This is a genomic window from Paenibacillus sp. JT22N7, assembly GCF_059383875.1.
Genome location: NZ_JBXENY010000006.1, coordinates 245,701 through 264,420, shown reverse-complemented (window position 1 = coordinate 264,420; position 18,720 = coordinate 245,701). Strand labels below are relative to the sequence as shown.

Annotated in this window: 14 protein-coding genes; 10 read left to right on the top strand and 4 right to left on the bottom strand. The window is 50.5% G+C overall.

Annotation, left to right across the window (positions count from 1 at the left end; translation table 11 throughout):
- Positions 1 to 12: 12 nt before the first annotated feature.
- From AC50Y5_RS18150 to AC50Y5_RS18120, 7 genes are all read left to right on the top strand, one after another.
- On the top strand, positions 13 to 1,785 hold the full coding sequence (locus tag AC50Y5_RS18150) for a sensor histidine kinase (protein ID WP_494862643.1): 1,773 nt from the start codon (positions 13 to 15) through the stop codon (positions 1,783 to 1,785).
- Entirely contained in the window at positions 1,782 to 3,407 is a 1,626-nt protein-coding gene (locus AC50Y5_RS18145; RefSeq protein ID WP_494862641.1) for a helix-turn-helix domain-containing protein, read from the top strand. The genes AC50Y5_RS18150 and AC50Y5_RS18145 overlap by 4 nt, the downstream gene beginning before the upstream one ends.
- Before the next feature lie 143 nt (positions 3,408 to 3,550).
- A complete protein-coding gene (locus AC50Y5_RS18140) occupies positions 3,551 to 4,966 on the top strand; it encodes an ABC transporter substrate-binding protein (protein WP_494862639.1) in 1,416 nt (471 codons plus the stop codon).
- 77 nt (positions 4,967 to 5,043) lie between these two features.
- Entirely contained in the window at positions 5,044 to 7,041 is a 1,998-nt protein-coding gene (locus AC50Y5_RS18135) for a heparinase II/III family protein (RefSeq protein WP_494862637.1), read from the top strand.
- Between the two features lie 19 nt (positions 7,042 to 7,060).
- Positions 7,061 to 9,469: a hypothetical protein gene (locus tag AC50Y5_RS18130; protein ID WP_494862635.1), complete on the top strand. Its 2,409-nt coding sequence runs from the start codon at positions 7,061 to 7,063 to the stop codon at positions 9,467 to 9,469.
- Between the two features lie 51 nt (positions 9,470 to 9,520).
- Positions 9,521 to 9,835 carry a cupin domain-containing protein gene (locus AC50Y5_RS18125; protein ID WP_056033534.1) on the top strand — a complete coding sequence of 105 codons (315 nt, stop codon included), beginning with the start codon at positions 9,521 to 9,523 and terminating at the stop codon, positions 9,833 to 9,835.
- A gap of 180 nt (positions 9,836 to 10,015) precedes the next feature.
- Positions 10,016 to 10,801 carry a hypothetical protein gene (locus AC50Y5_RS18120; RefSeq protein WP_494862633.1) on the top strand — a complete coding sequence of 262 codons (786 nt, stop codon included), beginning with the start codon at positions 10,016 to 10,018 and terminating at the stop codon, positions 10,799 to 10,801.
- A 147-nt stretch (positions 10,802 to 10,948) separates the two neighbouring features.
- Here AC50Y5_RS18120 and AC50Y5_RS18115 read toward each other — a convergent pair whose 3' ends face one another.
- A complete protein-coding gene (locus tag AC50Y5_RS18115) occupies positions 10,949 to 12,967 on the bottom strand; it encodes a methyl-accepting chemotaxis protein (RefSeq protein WP_494862631.1) in 2,019 nt (672 codons plus the stop codon).
- A gap of 225 nt (positions 12,968 to 13,192) precedes the next feature.
- Here AC50Y5_RS18115 and AC50Y5_RS18110 point away from each other — a divergent pair, with 225 nt between their 5' ends.
- Both AC50Y5_RS18110 and AC50Y5_RS18105 read left to right on the top strand, forming a co-directional pair.
- Positions 13,193 to 13,957 carry an HAD-IIB family hydrolase gene (locus AC50Y5_RS18110; RefSeq protein ID WP_494862629.1) on the top strand — a complete coding sequence of 255 codons (765 nt, stop codon included), beginning with the start codon at positions 13,193 to 13,195 and terminating at the stop codon, positions 13,955 to 13,957.
- Complete coding sequence (locus AC50Y5_RS18105; RefSeq protein WP_494862627.1) at positions 13,947 to 14,105, top strand: hypothetical protein; 159 nt, start codon at positions 13,947 to 13,949, stop codon at positions 14,103 to 14,105. Before AC50Y5_RS18110 ends, AC50Y5_RS18105 begins: the two co-directional genes overlap by 11 nt.
- 11 nt (positions 14,106 to 14,116) lie before the next feature.
- On the opposite strand, the gene msrA is transcribed toward AC50Y5_RS18105, so the two are convergent.
- Both msrA and AC50Y5_RS18095 read right to left on the bottom strand, forming a co-directional pair.
- Positions 14,117 to 14,632, bottom strand: coding sequence for a peptide-methionine (S)-S-oxide reductase MsrA (msrA, locus tag AC50Y5_RS18100; RefSeq protein WP_494862896.1), 516 nt, complete (start codon positions 14,630 to 14,632; stop codon positions 14,117 to 14,119).
- A gap of 103 nt (positions 14,633 to 14,735) precedes the next feature.
- A complete protein-coding gene (locus tag AC50Y5_RS18095) occupies positions 14,736 to 15,986 on the bottom strand; it encodes an MFS transporter (protein ID WP_494862625.1) in 1,251 nt (416 codons plus the stop codon).
- A gap of 126 nt (positions 15,987 to 16,112) precedes the next feature.
- Here AC50Y5_RS18095 and AC50Y5_RS18090 point away from each other — a divergent pair, with 126 nt between their 5' ends.
- Positions 16,113 to 17,918, top strand: a complete 1,806-nt coding sequence (locus AC50Y5_RS18090) for an ABC transporter substrate-binding protein (protein ID WP_494862623.1) — start codon at positions 16,113 to 16,115, stop codon at positions 17,916 to 17,918.
- Positions 17,919 to 18,000: 82 nt separating this feature from the next.
- On the opposite strand, the gene AC50Y5_RS18085 is transcribed toward AC50Y5_RS18090, so the two are convergent.
- The gene (locus AC50Y5_RS18085) at positions 18,001 to 18,606 is read right to left on the bottom strand and encodes a TetR/AcrR family transcriptional regulator (protein WP_056033489.1); all 606 of its coding nucleotides are present in this window, start codon (positions 18,604 to 18,606) and stop codon (positions 18,001 to 18,003) included.
- Positions 18,607 to 18,720: the final 114 nt, after the last annotated feature.

Below are 18,720 nucleotides of genomic sequence, written 5' to 3'. Positions count from 1 at the left end.
GCGATGAACAGCATGAAACGTATATTTCGAAAAATGTCGCTTAAAAGACGTCTGTGGGTTTCGTTCGTTTTATTGACCGTCGTTTGTATATCCGTCACGGGAACTTATGTTTCCGTGTTTTTTTCTCGTGAAATGGAATCACAGGCAACGAAGACGAGCCAGGATACGCTCAATAAGTCGGCGAGGGTGCTGGATGAGCGATTGAAAAATATCGTTGTGCTCGTATCTACGCTCATGATGGGCGAGCCCTTCCAGCGCACGCTGAAAGATGTGCAGTCGAGCAGCAAGAAGGAATATTATAATCGGCTGTCTGAGCTGCAAACGCCTTTTGCCCAGCTCATGCTGGCTGAGCAGTCGATTGACTCGGTGCTGGTGCATACGCCAATCGGGGATTTTTATCCGACGGGAAATCGGCGCAGCCCGAAAAGCGATTTTGAGAGCACGATTATTAATCAGAAAATAACGGAAACGCAGGAAAAATGGAGCAAGCTATGGGTGCCGGGACATGCCGATGAGCTGTTCAGCCGGAAAAGCTCCGTTATTACCTTAATTCTTAAACCGTTTTTTGATATCCAGCTGCCGGGTGTATATGTCATTGTCAACATTCGTGAGGATCACCTGCTGGATTTGATTCAGGCGGATATGCAGAGCGCCAGCCTCAGCCAGCTTGTGGTTGACCGTACGGGGAAAAACGTTCTTGCTTCCACTGAGGGCATGCCGCAAAGCAATCAGCAAATTTATGAGCGTGTCGGTTCCAGCGCAAGAGGGAACTTCGAATATACAAGCCAGAGCGGGGAAGCTTATCTGCTCAATTACGCGGCGCTAGGGATGAATCCCGACTGGATATTGCTTGGCTATCAGTCCAAGTCAGAGCTGCTGAAGCCTGTTCAGCACATGAACTGGACGATTCTGACGATTATGGGCGGCTGCGTCCTGCTCGCGCTGGTTATGTCCAGCATGCTGTCGGAGCTGCTGCTTAAGCCGCTGTTCAAACTGCGCAATCTTATGGTGAAGGTGGAGCAGAATAAGCTGGACGTTAGGTTCGAGAGCGTATTTGAGGATGAAATCAGCCAGGTCGGCCACAAGTTCAACCGGATGCTGGAGCAAATCGGCGAATTAATCGAAGAGGTGAAAGCATCCGAGCAGGACAAGCGCAAATCAGAAATCAAAGCGCTGCAGGCGCAAATTGATCCCCATTTTTTATACAACACGTTGAATACGATTTATTGGAAAAGCGAGATGGAGGAGCAGCAGGCGGTCAGCGGCATGATCGTTTCGCTATCGCTGCTGTTCCGGCTGGGCCTGAACAATGGCCGGGAAATTACGACGCTGCGGCAGGAGCTGGAGCATGTGGCGCAATATTTGAGTTTGCAGCAAATGTGCTATCCGGATTTGTTTAGGTACAGCATACAGACGGTCGATGAGAAGCTGCTGGATACGCCCGTGCTCAAAATTTTACTGCAGCCGCTAGTGGAAAATTCGATTTTGCACGGTTTTCAGGAGCTGCCTCATGAAGGGGTTATCCGCATTGAGGTGGAAGCCGATGCTGCCAAGAGCTTGCTCATGCTAACCGTTACAGACAATGGTACTGGGATGGAGGCCGAGCGTGTGGAGAAAATGCTGAATGGTCCGGAAGTGGAGCGGACGAGCTACGCACTGGCGAACGTACGAACAAGACTATCCCTGTATTACGGATATAAAGCTTCCATGGAGCTTGAAAGCGAGCCTGGCGTGCAGACTTCTGTTAAGCTAATTATTCCCATTCAAGAGGTGATAAGCGAATGAGCGAAATTACGATGTGCATTATAGACGATGTAAAGACGGTCATCGATGGCATAGTGACCAAAATCCCTTGGGGGGAGCATGGCATCAAAATTGTAGGAACGGCCGCAAATGGCCATGATGGCTTGCAGCTTATTAAAGTGAAGCATCCGCATATTGTGCTGACCGACATTCGGATGCCGATGCGCAGCGGCATTGATATGGTCCGTGAGATGAAGGAAAGCGGAGAACCGGAGGCTAAGGTTATTTTTTTCAGCGGCTTTACCGATTTCACCTATGCCCAGGAATCCGTTCGGCTTGGGGCATTCGATTATTTGGTCAAGCCGTTTACGACGCAGCAAATTGTCGAGGTCGTGCTGCGCGCTAAAGCGAAGATTGAAACGCAGCGCCTGGAGCAGCTGGACCGGATGACGCTGGAGCGCAAAGTAAGGGAAAGCCTGCCTTATTTGCGCCAGGAGTATTTTCGGCTGCTGATCCGGCATGATGAGCTGCCCGAGCGGGCCTATGACAAATGGGAGTTTCTCAGCATCGATATGGATACCCGACGTTTCGTTGCAATGTCTGTGCAGATTGAGGGGCTAATGGACGAGCATTCCCCGCTGTCCGTGCGGGAAGTGGAGCTAACCCGCTTCGCTGTGCAAAACATTATGGAGGAAACGATTAAAAAACAGGCGAAAGGTGTCGTTTTTCGGGAGCATCTGGGCCAATTTGTCATATTGCTGAATCCGAATGAGGAAGAGGAAATGCTGGCGCTGGCAGAGGCGTGCCGGGACAATGTGAATCGCTATGCCAAGCGGGACATTTCCATTGGCGTCGGAAGCTGCGTGGAAGGAATCAGCGAAATCGCCCTTTCCTATAATCAGGCGAAAACAGCGCTCAGCTATCAGTTTTATTCCGGCAGCGGCTGTGTTATCTCGTATAGCGATATTGAACGGCAAAATCATATTTCCCCGCATTATTCCGCAGACAAGGAAGTGGAGCTGCTTTATTGCTTGCGCTCAGGCAACCGGGAAGGGACGGAGAAGCTGCTGGTGAGCATTGCCGAGGAAAGCCTGCGTTATCCGACGCCGCCTGATCCCGATGTGATGACCAATTTGTTTTATGGACTGGCCTTCTCCATTTACCGCGTCATAGCCGAGAAGGCGGATAGCAAGCAGCGCATGTGGCTTGACGAACGGCTGAGCGTCATCAAGAAAGGCCGGTATTCATCGACCTCCGAGCTGATTAAAGATGTGAAGGAATTAGGACTGACTGGCTGCGACTGGCTCCAGAAGCGCCAGAAAAACAATGTCGGCCAGCTCATCCATCAAGCTATGAATTATGTGGGCGGACGGCTCGGCACCGATTTGACAGTTCAGGAATGCGCGAATGTCGTGCATTTGAGCCCGAGCTATTTTTCCAATTTGTTTAAAAAAGAGACTGGGATGACGTTTATGCAATACGTCACGTCTGCAAGGATGGACAAAGCGAAGGAGCTGCTGCTGGAAGGCATGCAGGTGCAGGATATTACGTATGAGCTAGGTTATCGGGATCGTCCATATTTCACCGAGCTGTTCAAAAAACATACGGGGCTGACGCCTACGGAATTCCGCAGCAAATATGAAAGCTCGGAGCCGGAAGCGTAATCATAGTGATTTTGCCCTCCCAGAATCGTGTTTTTGTCCTTCATGGGCAAGAGTGCAACGGTGCTACAATGAGGTCAGCAGGAGGGGCTGGGTGGTAGACACCGCTTGAACGCCGCTTGCCAAACAAAGGGGAGGTACGACAGATGAAAAAAAGATTCGCAACGAAACGCTCGTTTTTGCTTTGCAGCTTGCTTGTAATGGCTTTAATGCTGGGGGCATGCTCGACGGGTAACGGAACGAACGCCGCACCAGAAGCAAGCGCTGGCACAAACGGTGCAAGCAGCGCAGCAAAGACGAAAATTTCCTATTGGACAATAGATCGTCATGATATGGATTATATGCAGGAGCAGGTAGACAAATATAACGCAACGAATACAGATAACATTGAAGTAGAAATGAAGGTTATGGCGGATAACTACAATCAGGCGGTTGAGGTTGCGTTTGCGAGCAATCAGGCTCCGGATATTTTCCGCAGCGGAGACTTCCAAACTTATGTGAACAAAGGCTATTTTGCTCCACTTGATACGCTGCTTAGCAAAGAGTTTCTGGCGAAATTCGACGGTTTGCTGGTAGAGGATGTATATACAAAAGACGGACATGTGTATACGCTTCCAAACACGGGCCAATTTTGGCGCCTGCTGTACAATGTAGACCTGCTCAAAAAAGCGGGTTACACAGAGCCTCCTAAGACGCTCGACGAAATGGTAGAAATCGCGAAAAAAGTGACAGAGCAAGGCAAGGCTGAAGGCGTATACGGCTTCGCTAGCAATTTCAAAAATGGCTCCGGCTTTACGCGTCCGGCTTTTGCATCGGGCTCGCTAAGCTCAGATACAAGCCATGAGGGCTTTAACTACCAAACCGGTGAATTCGACTTCGGCATGTACGCCGACATTGCAAAAGCGCTGCACCAAATGAAAACAGATGGCAGCATGATCCCAGGCGCTGAATCGCTGGATATTGATCCGCTTCGCGCACAGTTTGCCCAAGGTAAAATCGCGATGTATGTGAACCACTCCAGCGAGCCAGCTGTTTACACTTCGCAATTCCCGACGGAAATCAATTGGTCATCGACGCTTGTACCGACTAAAGATGGTCAAATCAATGGTGTAACATGGGTTAATGCAGGCGGTTATATCGGAATCAACGCACAATCGGACAAGCAGGCAGCAGCTGTGAAGTTCTTAGAATACTTGTATAACACGGAGCTTCGTACGGAATATCAAGAGAAAGGTCTTGGACTATCCGTTCTGCCTTACGTCAATGAAGCGGCAGGCAAGCCAGAGCTGAAAGGCATCGAAGGCTTCCTTCCAACGAAATATGATGGCATCTATCCAGCAACTCCGATTTCGGTTACCGAAACGAAGCTGGAAGGCAAAAAAGCAAGCGACGTATTTATTGAATATATTTTGACCAGCAATCAGGACTTGGATGCTGCGATTAAGGATTTGAATACGAGATACAACAAAGCGCTAGCAGCGGCTCGTACGGAAGGGCTGACTAATATTCAGGCTAATCCGTCGTTCAGCGCCAAGAGCCTGCAAGGCTCGCTCGGCCAGTAGCCGTATAGCTGAAGGAAAAGAGAGGCTGCCTGCGGGCAGCCTCTGCTTTTATGGATGGGAGAGGAGCGAGTGCTTAAATGGATCATTTGTATTTTAGGCCGAAGCAGAGAAGCGAGTGGGGAGCAAGCTTTCAGCAGCATTTTCCCAAGCAGGCGGCCGCTGCAATGGCTCAGGCAGATCGTTGGTGCGAGAATAAGCCTATTATTTGGAAAGGTTTTGAAATCGATCTGGGCCAGCCTATCAATTGGCTTTACAACCCAACTGGAGACAAGGAATTTACTTGGGGCATTAACCGCTTTAAGCATCTTCGCTCCTTAGGCACCGCCTATGCGTGCACCGGAGACGAGAAATATGCGGCTAAAGCGCTGGAGCATATTTTAGGCTGGATCGATACGCAGCCATGCCCGCGGAATTTGCCGGCAGAGGAGCTGACCTATTTTCAAAGGCCCGGCCCGTGGCGCCTGCTGGAAACTGGACTTAGGCTGCGCCAATGGATATATGCCTATCATTTTTTCGATCAATCGGAAAGCTGGAATGCTGAAGCGAAGCAGCGGTTCCTCCAATCGGTAAAAGAGCATGCTTGGTTTCTCTCCACCTACAAAGCGAGCATTGAAATCAATCATTCGATTATGCATATGATTGGGCTGCTGGGCGCGGGGCTGACCTTTGTGACGTGGGAGGAAAGCGCGGAATGGCGCAGCACCGCGATGAAGCGGCTGGAGGAATGCATACGCGTGCAGGTGCTGCAGGGTGGCGTCCATTCGGAGCTTACGCCGCACTACCATATGGTATCGCTGGAGCTGTTCGTCGATTGTGCCGTTATGGCGAAAAAGCGCGGGCTTGCGTTCTCAGGCGAATACGAGCGCATTGTAGCCGGCATGACGCGTTTCGCAAGCCTGATGATCAGACAGGACGGCAGCATGGCGCCGTTTGCCGATTCCTTCGCGAACCAGCCGCCCGATTTGAATGCGGCGGCGCTGTATTATGATCGTCCAGGACTGCTGCTGGAAGATCAGCTGTATGAGCAGTTTTGGACGGTCGGCCCTGAGGCTATCGACCGCCTGCTGGCAGCGGCAGCTAAGATGCCGGAAGCGACAGCTAAGTCGCCAGAATCAGCAGTATCGCGGGCGGCTTCAATGGCAGGCGAAGCAGAAGCGACGAGTGTCCATATGGAGGAGCGGCTGCCCTTTGCATTCCCTGCGGCAGGCTATTACGGGCTTGGCGATACGGAGCAGCAGCTCATCTTCGATGCAGCTGCGCTTGGAGGCCCTCATGGCCATGCCGATGCGTTGTCCTTCGAATGGTGCGCCTTTGGCGAAGCGCTGTTCGTCGATCCGGGAACGTACACGTATATGGAAAATCCATGGCGCCGTTATTTCAAAAGCACATCTGCCCATAATACTGTTCTTGTGGACGGGCAGGATCAGACGCCTTATTTGCGCACCCAAAGATGGGGCGTGCCGGAGGCTGCCGTTTCCTTAATCGCTTGGGAGCCGGCTCAGCAAATGATTTGCGCGGAGCATGACGGATATGCTTCCCGCGGCGTTGCGCACAGGCGCGCCCTATGGTTTTTGGACAGCGGAGAATGGGTCATTTATGACCGCCTGACGGGTACTGGCGAGCATACGTATCAGCACCGGCTGCACACTAGGCTGCTGGAGTGGGAGACACACAAACGGGCAGCGGGCAGCGCTGCTGCGGCTAATGAAACAGGCTCCAATGTTGAGCCTGCCTGCTACTATGCGAAAGGCGGCGGCTTGGCCAATGGAGCAGAAGCTGCTTCCGCTTCGCCGCTCGCCTGCGAGCTGCTCGTATTTGGACCACCGGAGCTGGAGCTTGACGTGGAGGATAGCTGGGAATCCGTGCACCAAATGAAGATGCAGCCGCTGAAGGTGCTTCAAGGTTTGCTGACAACGGAAAATGAAGGTGCATGGTTTATTACCGTGATGAAGCCATCACTTGGCACGCAGCAGCTGGCGATCTCTGAATGGAGCGTCGCAATGGACGAGCAGGGCCGCCCTGTTCTGAGCTTAAACCGTGACGGGCGTCTTACCGTGTTCGCAATGCCTGAATGAATCGATTGGAGTGAAGCATGTGGATAAGCAAAACGGATTTATTACTCATTATCTAACTTCAGGACTGCGTTTGAGTGATTTTATATCGGACAAATCCGATAAAAACCAAATACGCTACGAGCAATATTTGCGCTCGATTGTCGCGGACAGGGAGCTTCCAGCGCCAGCGGGATCAGAAGCCATCCAAATCGGCGCTGAGAGCGAGCTGGGGCTGCCTTGGGAATATCTTTACCCGTGCAGCGGCTTCGTTAATTTCAGCCAGTTTTCGTTTACGCCCCAAAAAGTAGAGCTGCTCGCCGCTACCGTGCTTGTGGCGGAAGAAGACCTTGTCGTCTTGGCAAATCTATGGACTTATACGGCGATTGAAGTATGGCTTAATGGAGAGAAGGTAAGCTCCGTTGCCGTGCCGGTGTATAAGCCGATTAATAAGCAGGAAATACAGCTGCCTTTGCGCAAAGGCAGCAACACGATGGTCATCCGCATGCAAAATTTGGCAGTGCGTGATACGCGGAACATATTCGGCATCCAACTATTGGAGCATTTGGACCAGATTACGGTGACGCTGCCGGATGCGGAGCAGGCCGAGCCATTTCTTGCGCTGGACCGCTTTTTGTCGGGCATTACGCTGAAGGGCAATGAGCTTTGCTTCCCGGCGGAAGCGCCTTGCAGCATCTATCTGGCATATGGAGAAGAAGTAAATGACAGCCTGATCGCCGAGGACATTAGCGGCAAGCGCAGCGTGAAGCTTGACGAGGGTGCGCCAATGGCAATCGTATATGGTGAAATCGGACAAAGAAAGCTGGTTCGCAAAATCGAGCTGCTGCAAAACAAAAAGCCGGTTTATCGCAAAGGAGCGGCAGCGGCCGAGGTTAAAGGCGCCATGTTCGAGGAGATTGCCGCCATAGGCACGGAGAAGGCGTTTCAACCGCTGCGTTTTGGTTTATTTTATGTGCTGGCGCGCTGGAACTTGGGACAACCCGCTGTTAATGATGAACAGCATATTCTGCACGCGCTTGGACAAATTGAGCGGCGCGAGGATTGCTCGGACTTTATCCTCGCGGGCCTGCTTCGCTTCATGCAGCAGCAAGAGCTTCCGGCCCATTTAACCGAACGGACCAAGCAGGCGATTTTAGACTACCGCTTCTGGATGACGGAGAACGGCTCAGATGGCATGTGCTTCTGGAGCGAAAATCACGCGCTGATGTTCTATATTTGCGCTTATATGGCGGGCCGCGAGTACCCGGATCAGCTATTCGCAAGATCGGGCCGCACGGGCGTTCAGGCAAGCAATGTGGCGCTCGGCAAAATCCGCGAGTGGCTGGATGATGTCGAGGAATATGGCTTTGAGGAGTTTCTCAGCGCGGATTACATGTGCGTGACGCTAGGTGCGCTCCTAAATGTCGTCGATTATATGGAGGAAGAGGAGTCTGCTCGGGCAAGCCGGTTAATTGACGAGATGCTGAAATCCTTCGCTTATCATACGTTCCGCGGTTCAATCGTCGCGCCGCAAGCGCGCATTTACCGCTCCGTCATTTTGCCATTCACCCAGTCGGCCCAGTCTTTAATTCATCTGCTGAATCCGGATACGCCAATGGGCAACAGCGAATGGATCGTTTTTCTGATGAACAGCAAATACGTGATGCCGCAGCATTTCACAAGCCTGATGGATGAATCCTTGGAGCTGGAGTACCAGACCGGGAACGCATGGGTGAAGCTCAACAAGCAGCCTGATTATATGCTGACCTCGGTTCAATCACCGAGATATGATGCCAGCCCGTCCTTCTGGCAAAATATTAGCTTTGACGAGTCCGTTGACATTGAATCGGGCCATTATGTTAAATCGTTTAATGAGCGTTTTCACGGCACATCGCGTTTCGAGCCGGGCGTGTACGGGTATCAGCAGCATATGTGGTATGCGGCGCTGGACAACGATACGGTGCTGTATACGAACCATCCGGGAGAGCTGGCTGACGATGGCGGCATGCGGCCGGGCTACTGGTATGGAAATGGCATCATGCCAGCGGTTAAGCAGCAGGGCAGCGCGCTGGGCGCGATTTATGAAATCGGGGAGGAGCATCCGGTCGCGTTTACGCATCTCTTTTTCCCAGAGGCGAAGTTTGATGATTTCGTCCAGGACGGACAATGGCTGTTTGGGCAAAAAGGCAGCGGCTACGCCGCGATCTGGTGCAGCGAGCCGATGGTTCCCCATCACGACCGCCTATTCCATTGCGAATACCGGGCATACAGCCGCAAAAATGCGTATTTCTGCAAGCTGGGCTCGGAGCAGGAGTTCGGCAGCTGGGAGCAGTTTAAAGCGGAATGCTACCGGCTTGCTCCGGCCTTCGATTCATCGGCGCTCAAGCTGACCGCAGCGGATGATTATGAGCTGAGCTTCGTCCGCAGCAGCAACAAGTCGCAATATGTGTAACCGCAAGTAGATGTAATCTAATCCAATAATAGTTGAGAGGATTGACGAATGATGAGCAGATTGAACAATTGGGAAAATGCCGAGCCAGGCGTAAAACGGAAAATTTTCACACCGGGCGAGACGATTATGATGATGGAGGTGCATTTTGAGGAAGGAGCGGAAGGTTATTTGCACAGCCATGTGCATGAGCAGTTTTCCTACTGCCTGGAAGGGCAGCTGGAGTTTTCGATAAATGGGGAGAAGACCGTCATTTCCGCAGGCGAGACGATCTTTATTCCTAGCAATGCCGAGCATGGCTGCCGCGCCTTGAAAGCAAGCAAGCTGCTCGATACCTTCACGCCGCTTCGGCAGGATTTGATCAATTAATGAAATAAGGTCAGTATAGACGGCTGAGCTGAGCAAGCTATGCTGTGAGGGTTGTCCCAAAGCCATAATTAATGGCTGGGGGCAGCCCTTTTTTTATGGAGCGAAGGTCAGCGCGGCCTTTCCCGGTTTTCTGTAACATTGTGATTCGCGGGAGCGTCTAGGGAAGGGAGGTGATTGGCGATGAATGGAATAAAACGGACGGGCCAGGCTTTAATCGTGCTGCTCCTTATGCTGACAGCTGTCGGCTGCGGGAGTAGTGCGATGGAACGTGAAGCGCCCGAGGCAACCGAAAATCAGGTTAAGGCTGCGGGTCCAGAACCCGAGGAACCGGCTGAAACTTGTAATGCAATTATCGAGTGGGTCGATTTTCTGATGATTAATGGCATCAAATATCAATACAACTACGAGGGAAGCGGGAAGGTATCTGACGACCAGCTTGGTGAAAAAGTAGGCGAGGTAACTTATATGCTGAACGATCATGCTTGCACGGATTATGTGGAGAAGGATGGGAATGCCGCCTTTTTGCCTATCGGCACAGAAATTTATGCGATAAAGGGCTACAAGTCGGAGTTCCGTGTCGTAGCATTCAACAAGGTTTATGAGGTGATGGATAATCCAAAGGCGGCAACGCTGGGACAATTGCTCGATATCGAAGGCAAAGTTGATAAAGTAGGTCTGGAAAGTGCCGAGGATGGCAGTCCGATCGGCGACTTTAGTGCAGAAGCGTCTGCACAATTTATTCAGGAGCTGCTTCCTCTGCAGCATGTAGGGTTTAAACAGGTTTATGAAAAAACGAAGCATGAATCCGGTATTTTTCTAAGGGTATACTTGCTGGATGGCAGCTCTTTCCGGCTCGTGTATTATCCTGAGGGTAACGCTTTTACAGCTGGGGCCTTCGGAACAGACAGCCTGAAAAAATTGATTATGGAGCAGCGGGCCCAAATCAAAGCAGCAGCAGGCTTATAGAGCTGCGTGGCCGAAATGGCATAAGCGCTGCTGGAAAGCTTTTTGAATGGATGGGAAGCTAAAAAATCCCGATGAATCGTCAGCAGCAAAAGCAAGAGGCTTTTGCTGTTTTTGACGATGCACCGGGACGGTTCGTTCAACTTAAGGCTACAGCTTGAATTTATTAATTTGAATACGCAGCTTCTCGGCCATATTAGCAAGCTCTGCGGAAGACGACGCTACTTCCTCCATCGAAGCCATTTGCTCCTCTGCCGCAGCGGACACGTTTTGTGATTCGGCCGCCGTTTCACTGGCCGAGTCGGAGATGAGGCGAATGGATTCCACCAACGTAGTTGTACCGGACACCATCTCGCCGGATGCGGTTGATACGCCTTGAATGCTCACGGCTACCTCCTGAATGGAAGAGCGAATGCGGGCGAACAGCTCACGGGCTTCTTCACCTGTATGTCTGCCTTCAGCCGCTTGGGTGACGGTCTGTTCAGAGGCTTGCAGCGTCCGATCAATTTCGAGGCGGATACTTCCGATAAAGCCAGCAATTTGCTCGGCTGATTCCATTGACTGGCCGGCAAGCTTGCGAATTTCATCCGCTACAACCGCAAAGCCGCGTCCTGCTTCTCCCGAGCGTGAAGCCTCAATGGCTGCATTCAACGACAAAATATTCGTTTGGCGGGCGATTTGGCTGATGCTGCTTACGACATCGCCGATTTTGCCGGACAAGCCGCTGAGCGCATGAATCGTTTGGGCAAGCTCGCCGATGCCCTGCTCCATCGCGACCATTTTTCCATTAAGCTGATCCATGGAAGCTGCTCCGTCATCGGAGAGGTTGGAGGCTTCGGAAGCAATGTCAGCCGCATTTGTACTATAAGAGGCGATACCATCAATTTGCACAGCGATGCTGTCGGCTGCTTGGCTTCCATCCTGCAGACTGGACGTTTGGCGCTCCGAGCTTTCGGCTACGACGAGAATCGCTTCGGAAATGCTTTGCGCGGCACGTGCGCCTTGATCCGCTCCCTCAGCAAGCTGCTTCGCAGAATCCGTCAACTGCTCGGATAAGCCATTAACCTCCTTCATCAACAGCTGCATTTGATCGCCAGCGGTATTAAAGGAATGCAGCGCCTTGCTAATATCGGTTTTGCCTTTCACCGGAATGCGATACGTTAAATCGCCTTGCGCCAAAACATCAATGCCATGTGTCAACTGACGAATCGGATACACAATCCGCAGAGCAATGAGAACCGTCATAATCAGGGCAAGGATGATAATGCCTGAGCCGACCAACATAATCAAGTTTAGCAAAGTATCGACAGGCTTTAAAATTTCGCTTTCGTCTGCGAACATCGTAATGACCCAGCCCAGGCCAGTCACACTCATAAACCCAATTTTATTAACGCCATTTTCCTTATAATGAATCGGGGCGGTATGGCCTTGGGTCGCATTGGCGAGCGCTTGATCAAGTGCAGCGATACCTAGATCGGATAGTTTTTTGTTTAACACAAACGATTCATCCGTGTACGAAAGGAATGTTCCGTCAGCTAAGGTCATATAAGCTTTTCCGGTCTCGCCGAATTGAGCTTTGCTGACGCTTTCTACCGCTTGGCTAATCGAATAGGAGGCTCCGTAAAAGCCATAAGCTTTGCCATCTTTGATTAGTGGAGCACCGACAACAACAACCATCGTGCCCATCGTTTTGGAAATAACCGGCTCAGAAATGAACGGTTTGCCTTCCTGAGCAAGCTTGATGTAAGGCCGATCAGCTAAATCGACGTCCGTATTTTTAATGTTAACGGCGTTGGCGCCGATTAAATCAAGCGAGAAAAAAATCGATTCAAATTCGGGATGCTGATTATGGGCTTGGACGAGAAAATCAAGCTGCTGCTGCCGTTCGGCTTCCACCTTGGAGCCCTGCTCCGCAATGACCTGCATAATCGCCTGCTTTTCAACTAAATTGGCATCAATTTCTTTGGCTAGAAGGCTTGAGTAGAGCTCCATTTGTTTTTCGGCTTGGGTTTGGACTTCTCTGGAGGTTGGAACGTAGAAGGTGTAGGAGAGCACGGAGACACAAACGACGATAATAAGCAGGGTGGACAAAACAATTCGACCCGCTGTCTGACGAATCGAACCAAGAATGAGCAAATTACGAATAAAACGCGAGTTCTTTAATGGCATTACTATTCTCCTTTTGATAAAATGTGTGTACTTCTAATATCGGTTGCAGCTTGCAAATTTATTACTATTATTTTCATTTTATTTTGAAAATTTTTCATTTTTAATGAATTGGGAATGAAATCGCTTGCAAAATAGTTGGCGATAGTCAATTTAAATATTATTTTTTACGTAGGAATTATTATTTAATAAAATTTAGTTGAAATGCAGCTAAAGTGGAGGCTGAGGATGCAATTTGTATTTGATTTGGATGGAACAATTTGTTTTAAAGGAAAACCGATATCGGAACGTTTGCTTTGCGCGTTGGAGGGTTTAATCGAGGCAGGACATGAGGTTGTATTTGCTTCAGCCCGCCCAATCAGGGACATGCTTCCTGTGGTGGACCAGAGATTTCATCATCTTCTATTCATTGGCGGCAATGGCTCGCTGATTTCTCGAGCGGGAAAGACACTGCCTGGAGAAGCGTTTACCACCGAACAAGTAAGTAAAATAATGGAATTAATTATAGCGTATCAGGGTACATACTTAATCGATATCGAGTGGGATTATGCTTATACAGGAGCAAGCGACCATCCTATTTTGAACAATGTAGATCCTTTAAAGCTGGCTAAAAAGGTGTCCGTCGAGTCGCTTAACACAATCGTAAAAATCCTCATCCTGTCGTCGGTGAATATGGAGCGCTTGTTTGCAGAATTAGCCGCACTTGAGCTAGTGGTCCACCAGCATAGCCGGGAAAATGTGCTTGATCTGGGCCCGCAGAACATCCATAAATGGAGCGCCCTGCAAAAAGCGGGACTGCAAGCGAAGCAGTTCATCGCCTTCGGCAACGATGCCAATGACATCAGCATGTTCCAGGCGGCGCTTTATGCGGTAAGAATCGGCGATCATGCGGAGCTGGGACCATATGCGACGGCAAGCATCGCAGTGGAAGGGGATTACGAAGGCGCGATTATTGAAAAAATAAAGCAGCTTTCCCAAGCGTATGCTGTATAACAAGGTGAAGTTCCCGACAAAAGCAAATGCAAAAGCAAATGCAAAAGCAAATGCAAAAGCAAATGCAAAAGCAAATGCAAAAGCAAATGCAAAAACAAAAGCAAAAGCAAAAGCAAAAGCAGCCCTAATTGCGGGCTGCCTTTATTAAATGGATTCGTTTTATTTCCAATACTTCTCGATAATCGCTTCGCGGCCGGAATAAATACGCGATTCCTTATAAAATTCCGGGTTTTTGCGATGATAGTTTTGATGGTATTCCTCCGCCGGATAGAAGACGGAAGCTTCTTCGATCGCTGTTACGACAGGCTTGTCAAAGCGGCCGCTGCCCGCGAGAGCTTCTCTGGACTGCAAGGCCAGCTCGCGCTGCTCCTCCGTATGATAGAGGATCGCCGCCCGATATTGGCTCTTCTGATCATTGCCTTGTCCGACTGCATCGGTCGGATCAATTTGCGGCCAATAAAGCTCTAGCAGCTTTTCATATGGGAAAATGTCATCGTCATACGTTATTTGTACAACCACCAAATGCCCGGTCTCTCCTGTCAATACTTGCTCATACGTAGGGTTCTCCAGCTCTCCGCCCATATAACCGGACAAAATGCCGTGAATGCCGGGCTGCTCTTCAAACGGACTGACCATGCACCAGAAGCAGCCTCCGGCAAACGTTGCTTTTTGTATCATATGATTTCCTCATTTCCTATTGCGGCTAAATATATTTATTTATATCTAATTATATTTAATTTTATTATAAACACTTGCTCCTCACAAGTATAATCCGATTTTAAAGCAAGCTTCGCTGCTTTTCCCATAGCGGGCTAAAGCGGCAGCAGACGAACAAAATCAAGTTGATGAGCATTGCCACAAGAAAGACGATGGATGGCGCAGTAAACACGGAAATCCAGCCAGCCGCCGCGACGGCGAAGGGCATGCCAAGCTTGAACAGCGAGCCGGTAATGCCGCTAATTCTCCCGATCAAGTGCTGCGGCGTCGTTTCCTGGCGGAACGTCCAAATGCAGACGACGCTGATCGTTTCGAACCAGCCATTCAGAAACAGCGACACGCCCAGCATGGCAGCAGAATGGGAAAGATACATCATGAAATAAGTGACGGCTAGACATAAAGTCGTTAGCGTAATTAACGTTCCAACCTTAAGCCTGCGGCGCAGCCAGCCGATGATGAAGCTGCCTAGCAGGCCGCCAACCCCAGCCGCTGACCATACGAGTCCCAGCTCGAAATTGCTCAGCAGCAATGCGTCCTTGGCATAAAAAATGACCGTTGTATCGACCATGCCGGAGGCGCAATTGAGGAAAATAACCGTTAACGTAATCAGCCATAATAAGCGGTTGCGGCGCAGCTCGCGCCAGCCCTCCAGCAGCTCCTTCCAAAAGCTTGATTCCCGCTGCGCCCGCGGCTGCTCATTCGATTGCAGAAATAATAGCAAAATGAAAGCAAAGCCGAACGCCACCGCCGTCACGAACAAACCGTCATGAAGCCGCGGCAGCATGAGCAAAAGCCCCGTCAGTACAGGCCCAATGATGCCGATCAGCGTCGTAACGAAATTGAGCGATACGTTGGCCGAGGTGAGCAGCTCGGTAGGAATCGCCTGCTTGACGATCGCTACCCGCGCATTGGAGAAGGCATAGCCGAAGGCCATCAGCAGAAATCCGCCTGCGTAGAGGATATACAGCGAAGGGTCGCCATAGGCAAGTGCGGCATACAAGCCGAGCAGAACGAGCATTTGCAGCAAAATCGAAGCGAGCGACCAATTCTTTTTATGCACCCGATCCACTAATACGCCAATGAACACGGCCAGCAATAAATTCGGCAGAAACTCGATGCCCTTCATCGTCGACATAGCGACAGCCGACTGCGTCAAATCATATAAAATGAGCGGCAGCGCCAGCTCATAGATTTTATTGCCGAAGGCTATGATGCCGCTAGTAAAGAAAAGAATAAGAAAGTTCCGATGGCCCCATATTGCCGTGTGCGACTGCTGCCGTGATAGGGGAAGACGATTAGTTTTTATGAACATGTGGGGCTGCTCCTCTTGACCGTATTTATGGATCAAAGTATACTTTCGAAAAAGACGAAGGAAAAGCGAAAGGTGAGGATTTTATTTTTCGCCTTTTAGCATTTGCCTATTGGAAAAGGAGTCTAAATGGACGTCCACGACTATTACGGCCAGTTAAGGAAGCATTATATTGACATGCCGAAGCGGCAGCGGTTTGCTGTATCGATGGAGGAGCTAAGCGAGCTGCTTGCCTGCACACGCCGCAACACGCAAATGCTTTTGCACAAAATGACGGAGCTTGGGCTTGTGGAATGGACGCCAGGGCGCGGACGGGGAAATTTATCGCAGCTGGCATTTCTGAAATCCTATAGAGAGCTGGCGTTCGCCAAAGCGCAGGAGCTGGTTGAAAAGGGAAAAATCAATGAGGCATGGAAGCTCATGGAGCCATTTGAGGATCAAGCGATTAAAGCCGAGTTCATGGCATGGCTGACCCGGCAGTTTGGCTTGCAGCAGGATACGGAGGAGAAGGATGTGCTGCGCTTCCCGTTCTATCGTCCTGTCTTAAGGCTGGACCCTGCCTATGTGTTCCGGCGTACGGAGTCGCATTGGGTTGAACAGATTTTTAATACGCTGGTCAAGTTTTCGCGGGGGACGTTTCAACCGCAGCTGGCCCACTATTGGGAAAGCAATGAGGAGCATACGCAGTGGTCTTTTTTTCTGCGCAAGGGCGTGCGTTTCCATCATGGGAAGCGGCTGACCGCGCGTGATGTTGCTTTTACCTTTCAGCGGCTGATGGCAAGCTCTCCTTCGGAGTGGCTGACCTCGATGATTGCAGCGATCAACATAACCGGAACGTACAGCCTCACCATTGCGCTGAAGGAGCCGAATGCTTTGTTTATGCACAGCTTGTGCACGGAGCGCTTCAGCATTGTGCCGGAGCATGCGGGCGAGCTGGGGGGAGCAGAGGAATTTGCTAGAATGCCGATTGGGACAGGGCCCTTCCGCATGCTCCGAAATGATGAATCGATGCTCATTGTGGAGGCGAATGAGCTGTATTTCGAAGGCTGCCCCCATCTGGACCGCATTGAAATGTGGGTGTGGCCAAACTATGAGTCAAGCGAAGGGTGGTCTGTTCCAGAGCAGCAGTCGCAGCTGGCCTATTTTGAAGCACAGCTAAAGCAGCAGGCGGATGGGAAGAAGGAGCAGTTGGAGCAAGTGGAGCAGTTGGAGCAGGGCAGTACGTATTTAGCCTTTAATCTTGCGAGAAAAGGAGCGCTGCAGTCGCTGAAGCTGCGCCAAGCGATTCATTACGGCTTGAACCGCCAGCAGATGATTGCCGATCTGGGCGGCATTCGCGAGCAGGCGTCAACGGGCTTCTTGGAAGAGGGGATAGATGCTGACGATTGCACCAGCTATGATTTCTCCTATGCGGTGCAGCTGGTAAGCGAATCGGGTTACGCAGGCGAAACGCTCAAGCTGTACACGTATGAGATGCCCAGCAATGAGCAAAGTGCGGAATGGACCCGGAAGGCATGCGAGAAGCTGGGTATTCGAATCGAAATGGGGGTGTTCCCAATTGAGGAGCTGGTGGCGTGCGCTGAGCATCGGAAGGAAGCTGATATTATTTTAGGCGGAGAGGTGCTGGGGGAGCAGCCGGATATGACGCTAATTGAGCTGTATAAGTCGGAGACGAGCTTCGTAGCTAGCGGTCTTTGCCTTGAAGACCGCGCCTTTGTCGATGAGCATATTTCATTATGTTTGCGGGAGCAGCAGCAGGAGGCCCGATTGGACATTTTAATGCGTATTCAAGAGCGGCTCAAGCAGCAGTTCAGCCTGTTGTTTCTGCATCATAGCCGGCAGCTGGTTGGGCATCACCAGTCCTTGCAGGGCATTGCCTTGAATGCCTGGGGCAACATCAATTATAAGGATGTCTGGGTTCGGAGAACGACATGACAGATGCAAGGGGCATGCAGTTCGAATGCTCCTGCAGTTAGGTCGAAATTTGGAATGGGGGAGCGTATTATTAAGACAGCTATTAGGGCCGCTTTCCTGGACGCGCCATATTTGCATCATTGGGATTCATATTAACGATCTTAACGAGCTGTTCCTGCATATATTCAGGCGGATGCTTAAAGCCGGTTTCAATCCAGTGCCATACGAGGCCAAGCACAGAACTCATGCTATAGGTGGCTAACAGCTCCGGATCAATATCATCCGTAGGATTCAAAAGCTCCGCCATCGAAATTTGTTTAAGGACATGAAGCATTTTTTCCTTCATATTGGGCAGCACATCATTTTTCATTAGAATCGTGTAGACGCCCGAATGCTCGTAAATATGTCTGAAAATCGTGACTGCATGGGCAGGAAGCTCGCTAACGTTAAAGACCTCGACATGCTCGTAGGGTTCCCGAAACGATTGCAGCAGCTTATCGAGCAGCTCATTCGTAATCTCATCTAGCAGCGCTTCTTTACTATCATAATTGGCATAAAAGGTTCCCCGGTTGTAGCCAGCGCATTCTACAATCTCCGTAATGGAGATTGCTTGGAATGGCTTATTCGCCATTAGAGTGAGCAGTGCTTCCCGCATGGCACGTCTGCTGCGCAAAGTTCGGCGGTCGATTTTTGGATTGTTTTCAGACATTATGCTCCACCTTCTTGACGTGTTTATATACAAAAAACCGCATTGTGTCTGTTACCGGGCAAATGTGGTTTTTTTGCTGATTGTCTCTTAACCTTACGTTTTATTATACTCGAA

Excerpts from the sequence above, each read along its gene's own strand:
- AC50Y5_RS18110 (WP_494862629.1), top strand. The coding sequence starts at position 13,193 with ATGCAATTTGTATTTGATTTGGATGGAACAATTTGTTTTAAAGGAAAA.
- AC50Y5_RS18125 (WP_056033534.1), top strand. The coding sequence starts at position 9,521 with ATGAGCAGATTGAACAATTGGGAAAATGCCGAGCCAGGCGTAAAACGG.
- AC50Y5_RS18095 (WP_494862625.1), bottom strand. The coding sequence starts at position 15,986 with ATGTTCATAAAAACTAATCGTCTTCCCCTATCACGGCAGCAGTCGCAC.
- AC50Y5_RS18085 (WP_056033489.1), bottom strand. The coding sequence starts at position 18,606 with ATGTCTGAAAACAATCCAAAAATCGACCGCCGAACTTTGCGCAGCAGA.
- AC50Y5_RS18150 (WP_494862643.1), top strand. The coding sequence starts at position 13 with ATGAAACGTATATTTCGAAAAATGTCGCTTAAAAGACGTCTGTGGGTT.
- AC50Y5_RS18115 (WP_494862631.1), bottom strand. The coding sequence starts at position 12,967 with ATGCCATTAAAGAACTCGCGTTTTATTCGTAATTTGCTCATTCTTGGT.
- AC50Y5_RS18120 (WP_494862633.1), top strand. The coding sequence starts at position 10,016 with ATGAATGGAATAAAACGGACGGGCCAGGCTTTAATCGTGCTGCTCCTT.
- AC50Y5_RS18105 (WP_494862627.1), top strand. The coding sequence starts at position 13,947 with ATGCTGTATAACAAGGTGAAGTTCCCGACAAAAGCAAATGCAAAAGCA.
- AC50Y5_RS18145 (WP_494862641.1), top strand. The coding sequence starts at position 1,782 with ATGAGCGAAATTACGATGTGCATTATAGACGATGTAAAGACGGTCATC.
- AC50Y5_RS18135 (WP_494862637.1), top strand. The coding sequence starts at position 5,044 with ATGGATCATTTGTATTTTAGGCCGAAGCAGAGAAGCGAGTGGGGAGCA.
- AC50Y5_RS18090 (WP_494862623.1), top strand. The coding sequence starts at position 16,113 with ATGGACGTCCACGACTATTACGGCCAGTTAAGGAAGCATTATATTGAC.
- AC50Y5_RS18140 (WP_494862639.1), top strand. The coding sequence starts at position 3,551 with ATGAAAAAAAGATTCGCAACGAAACGCTCGTTTTTGCTTTGCAGCTTG.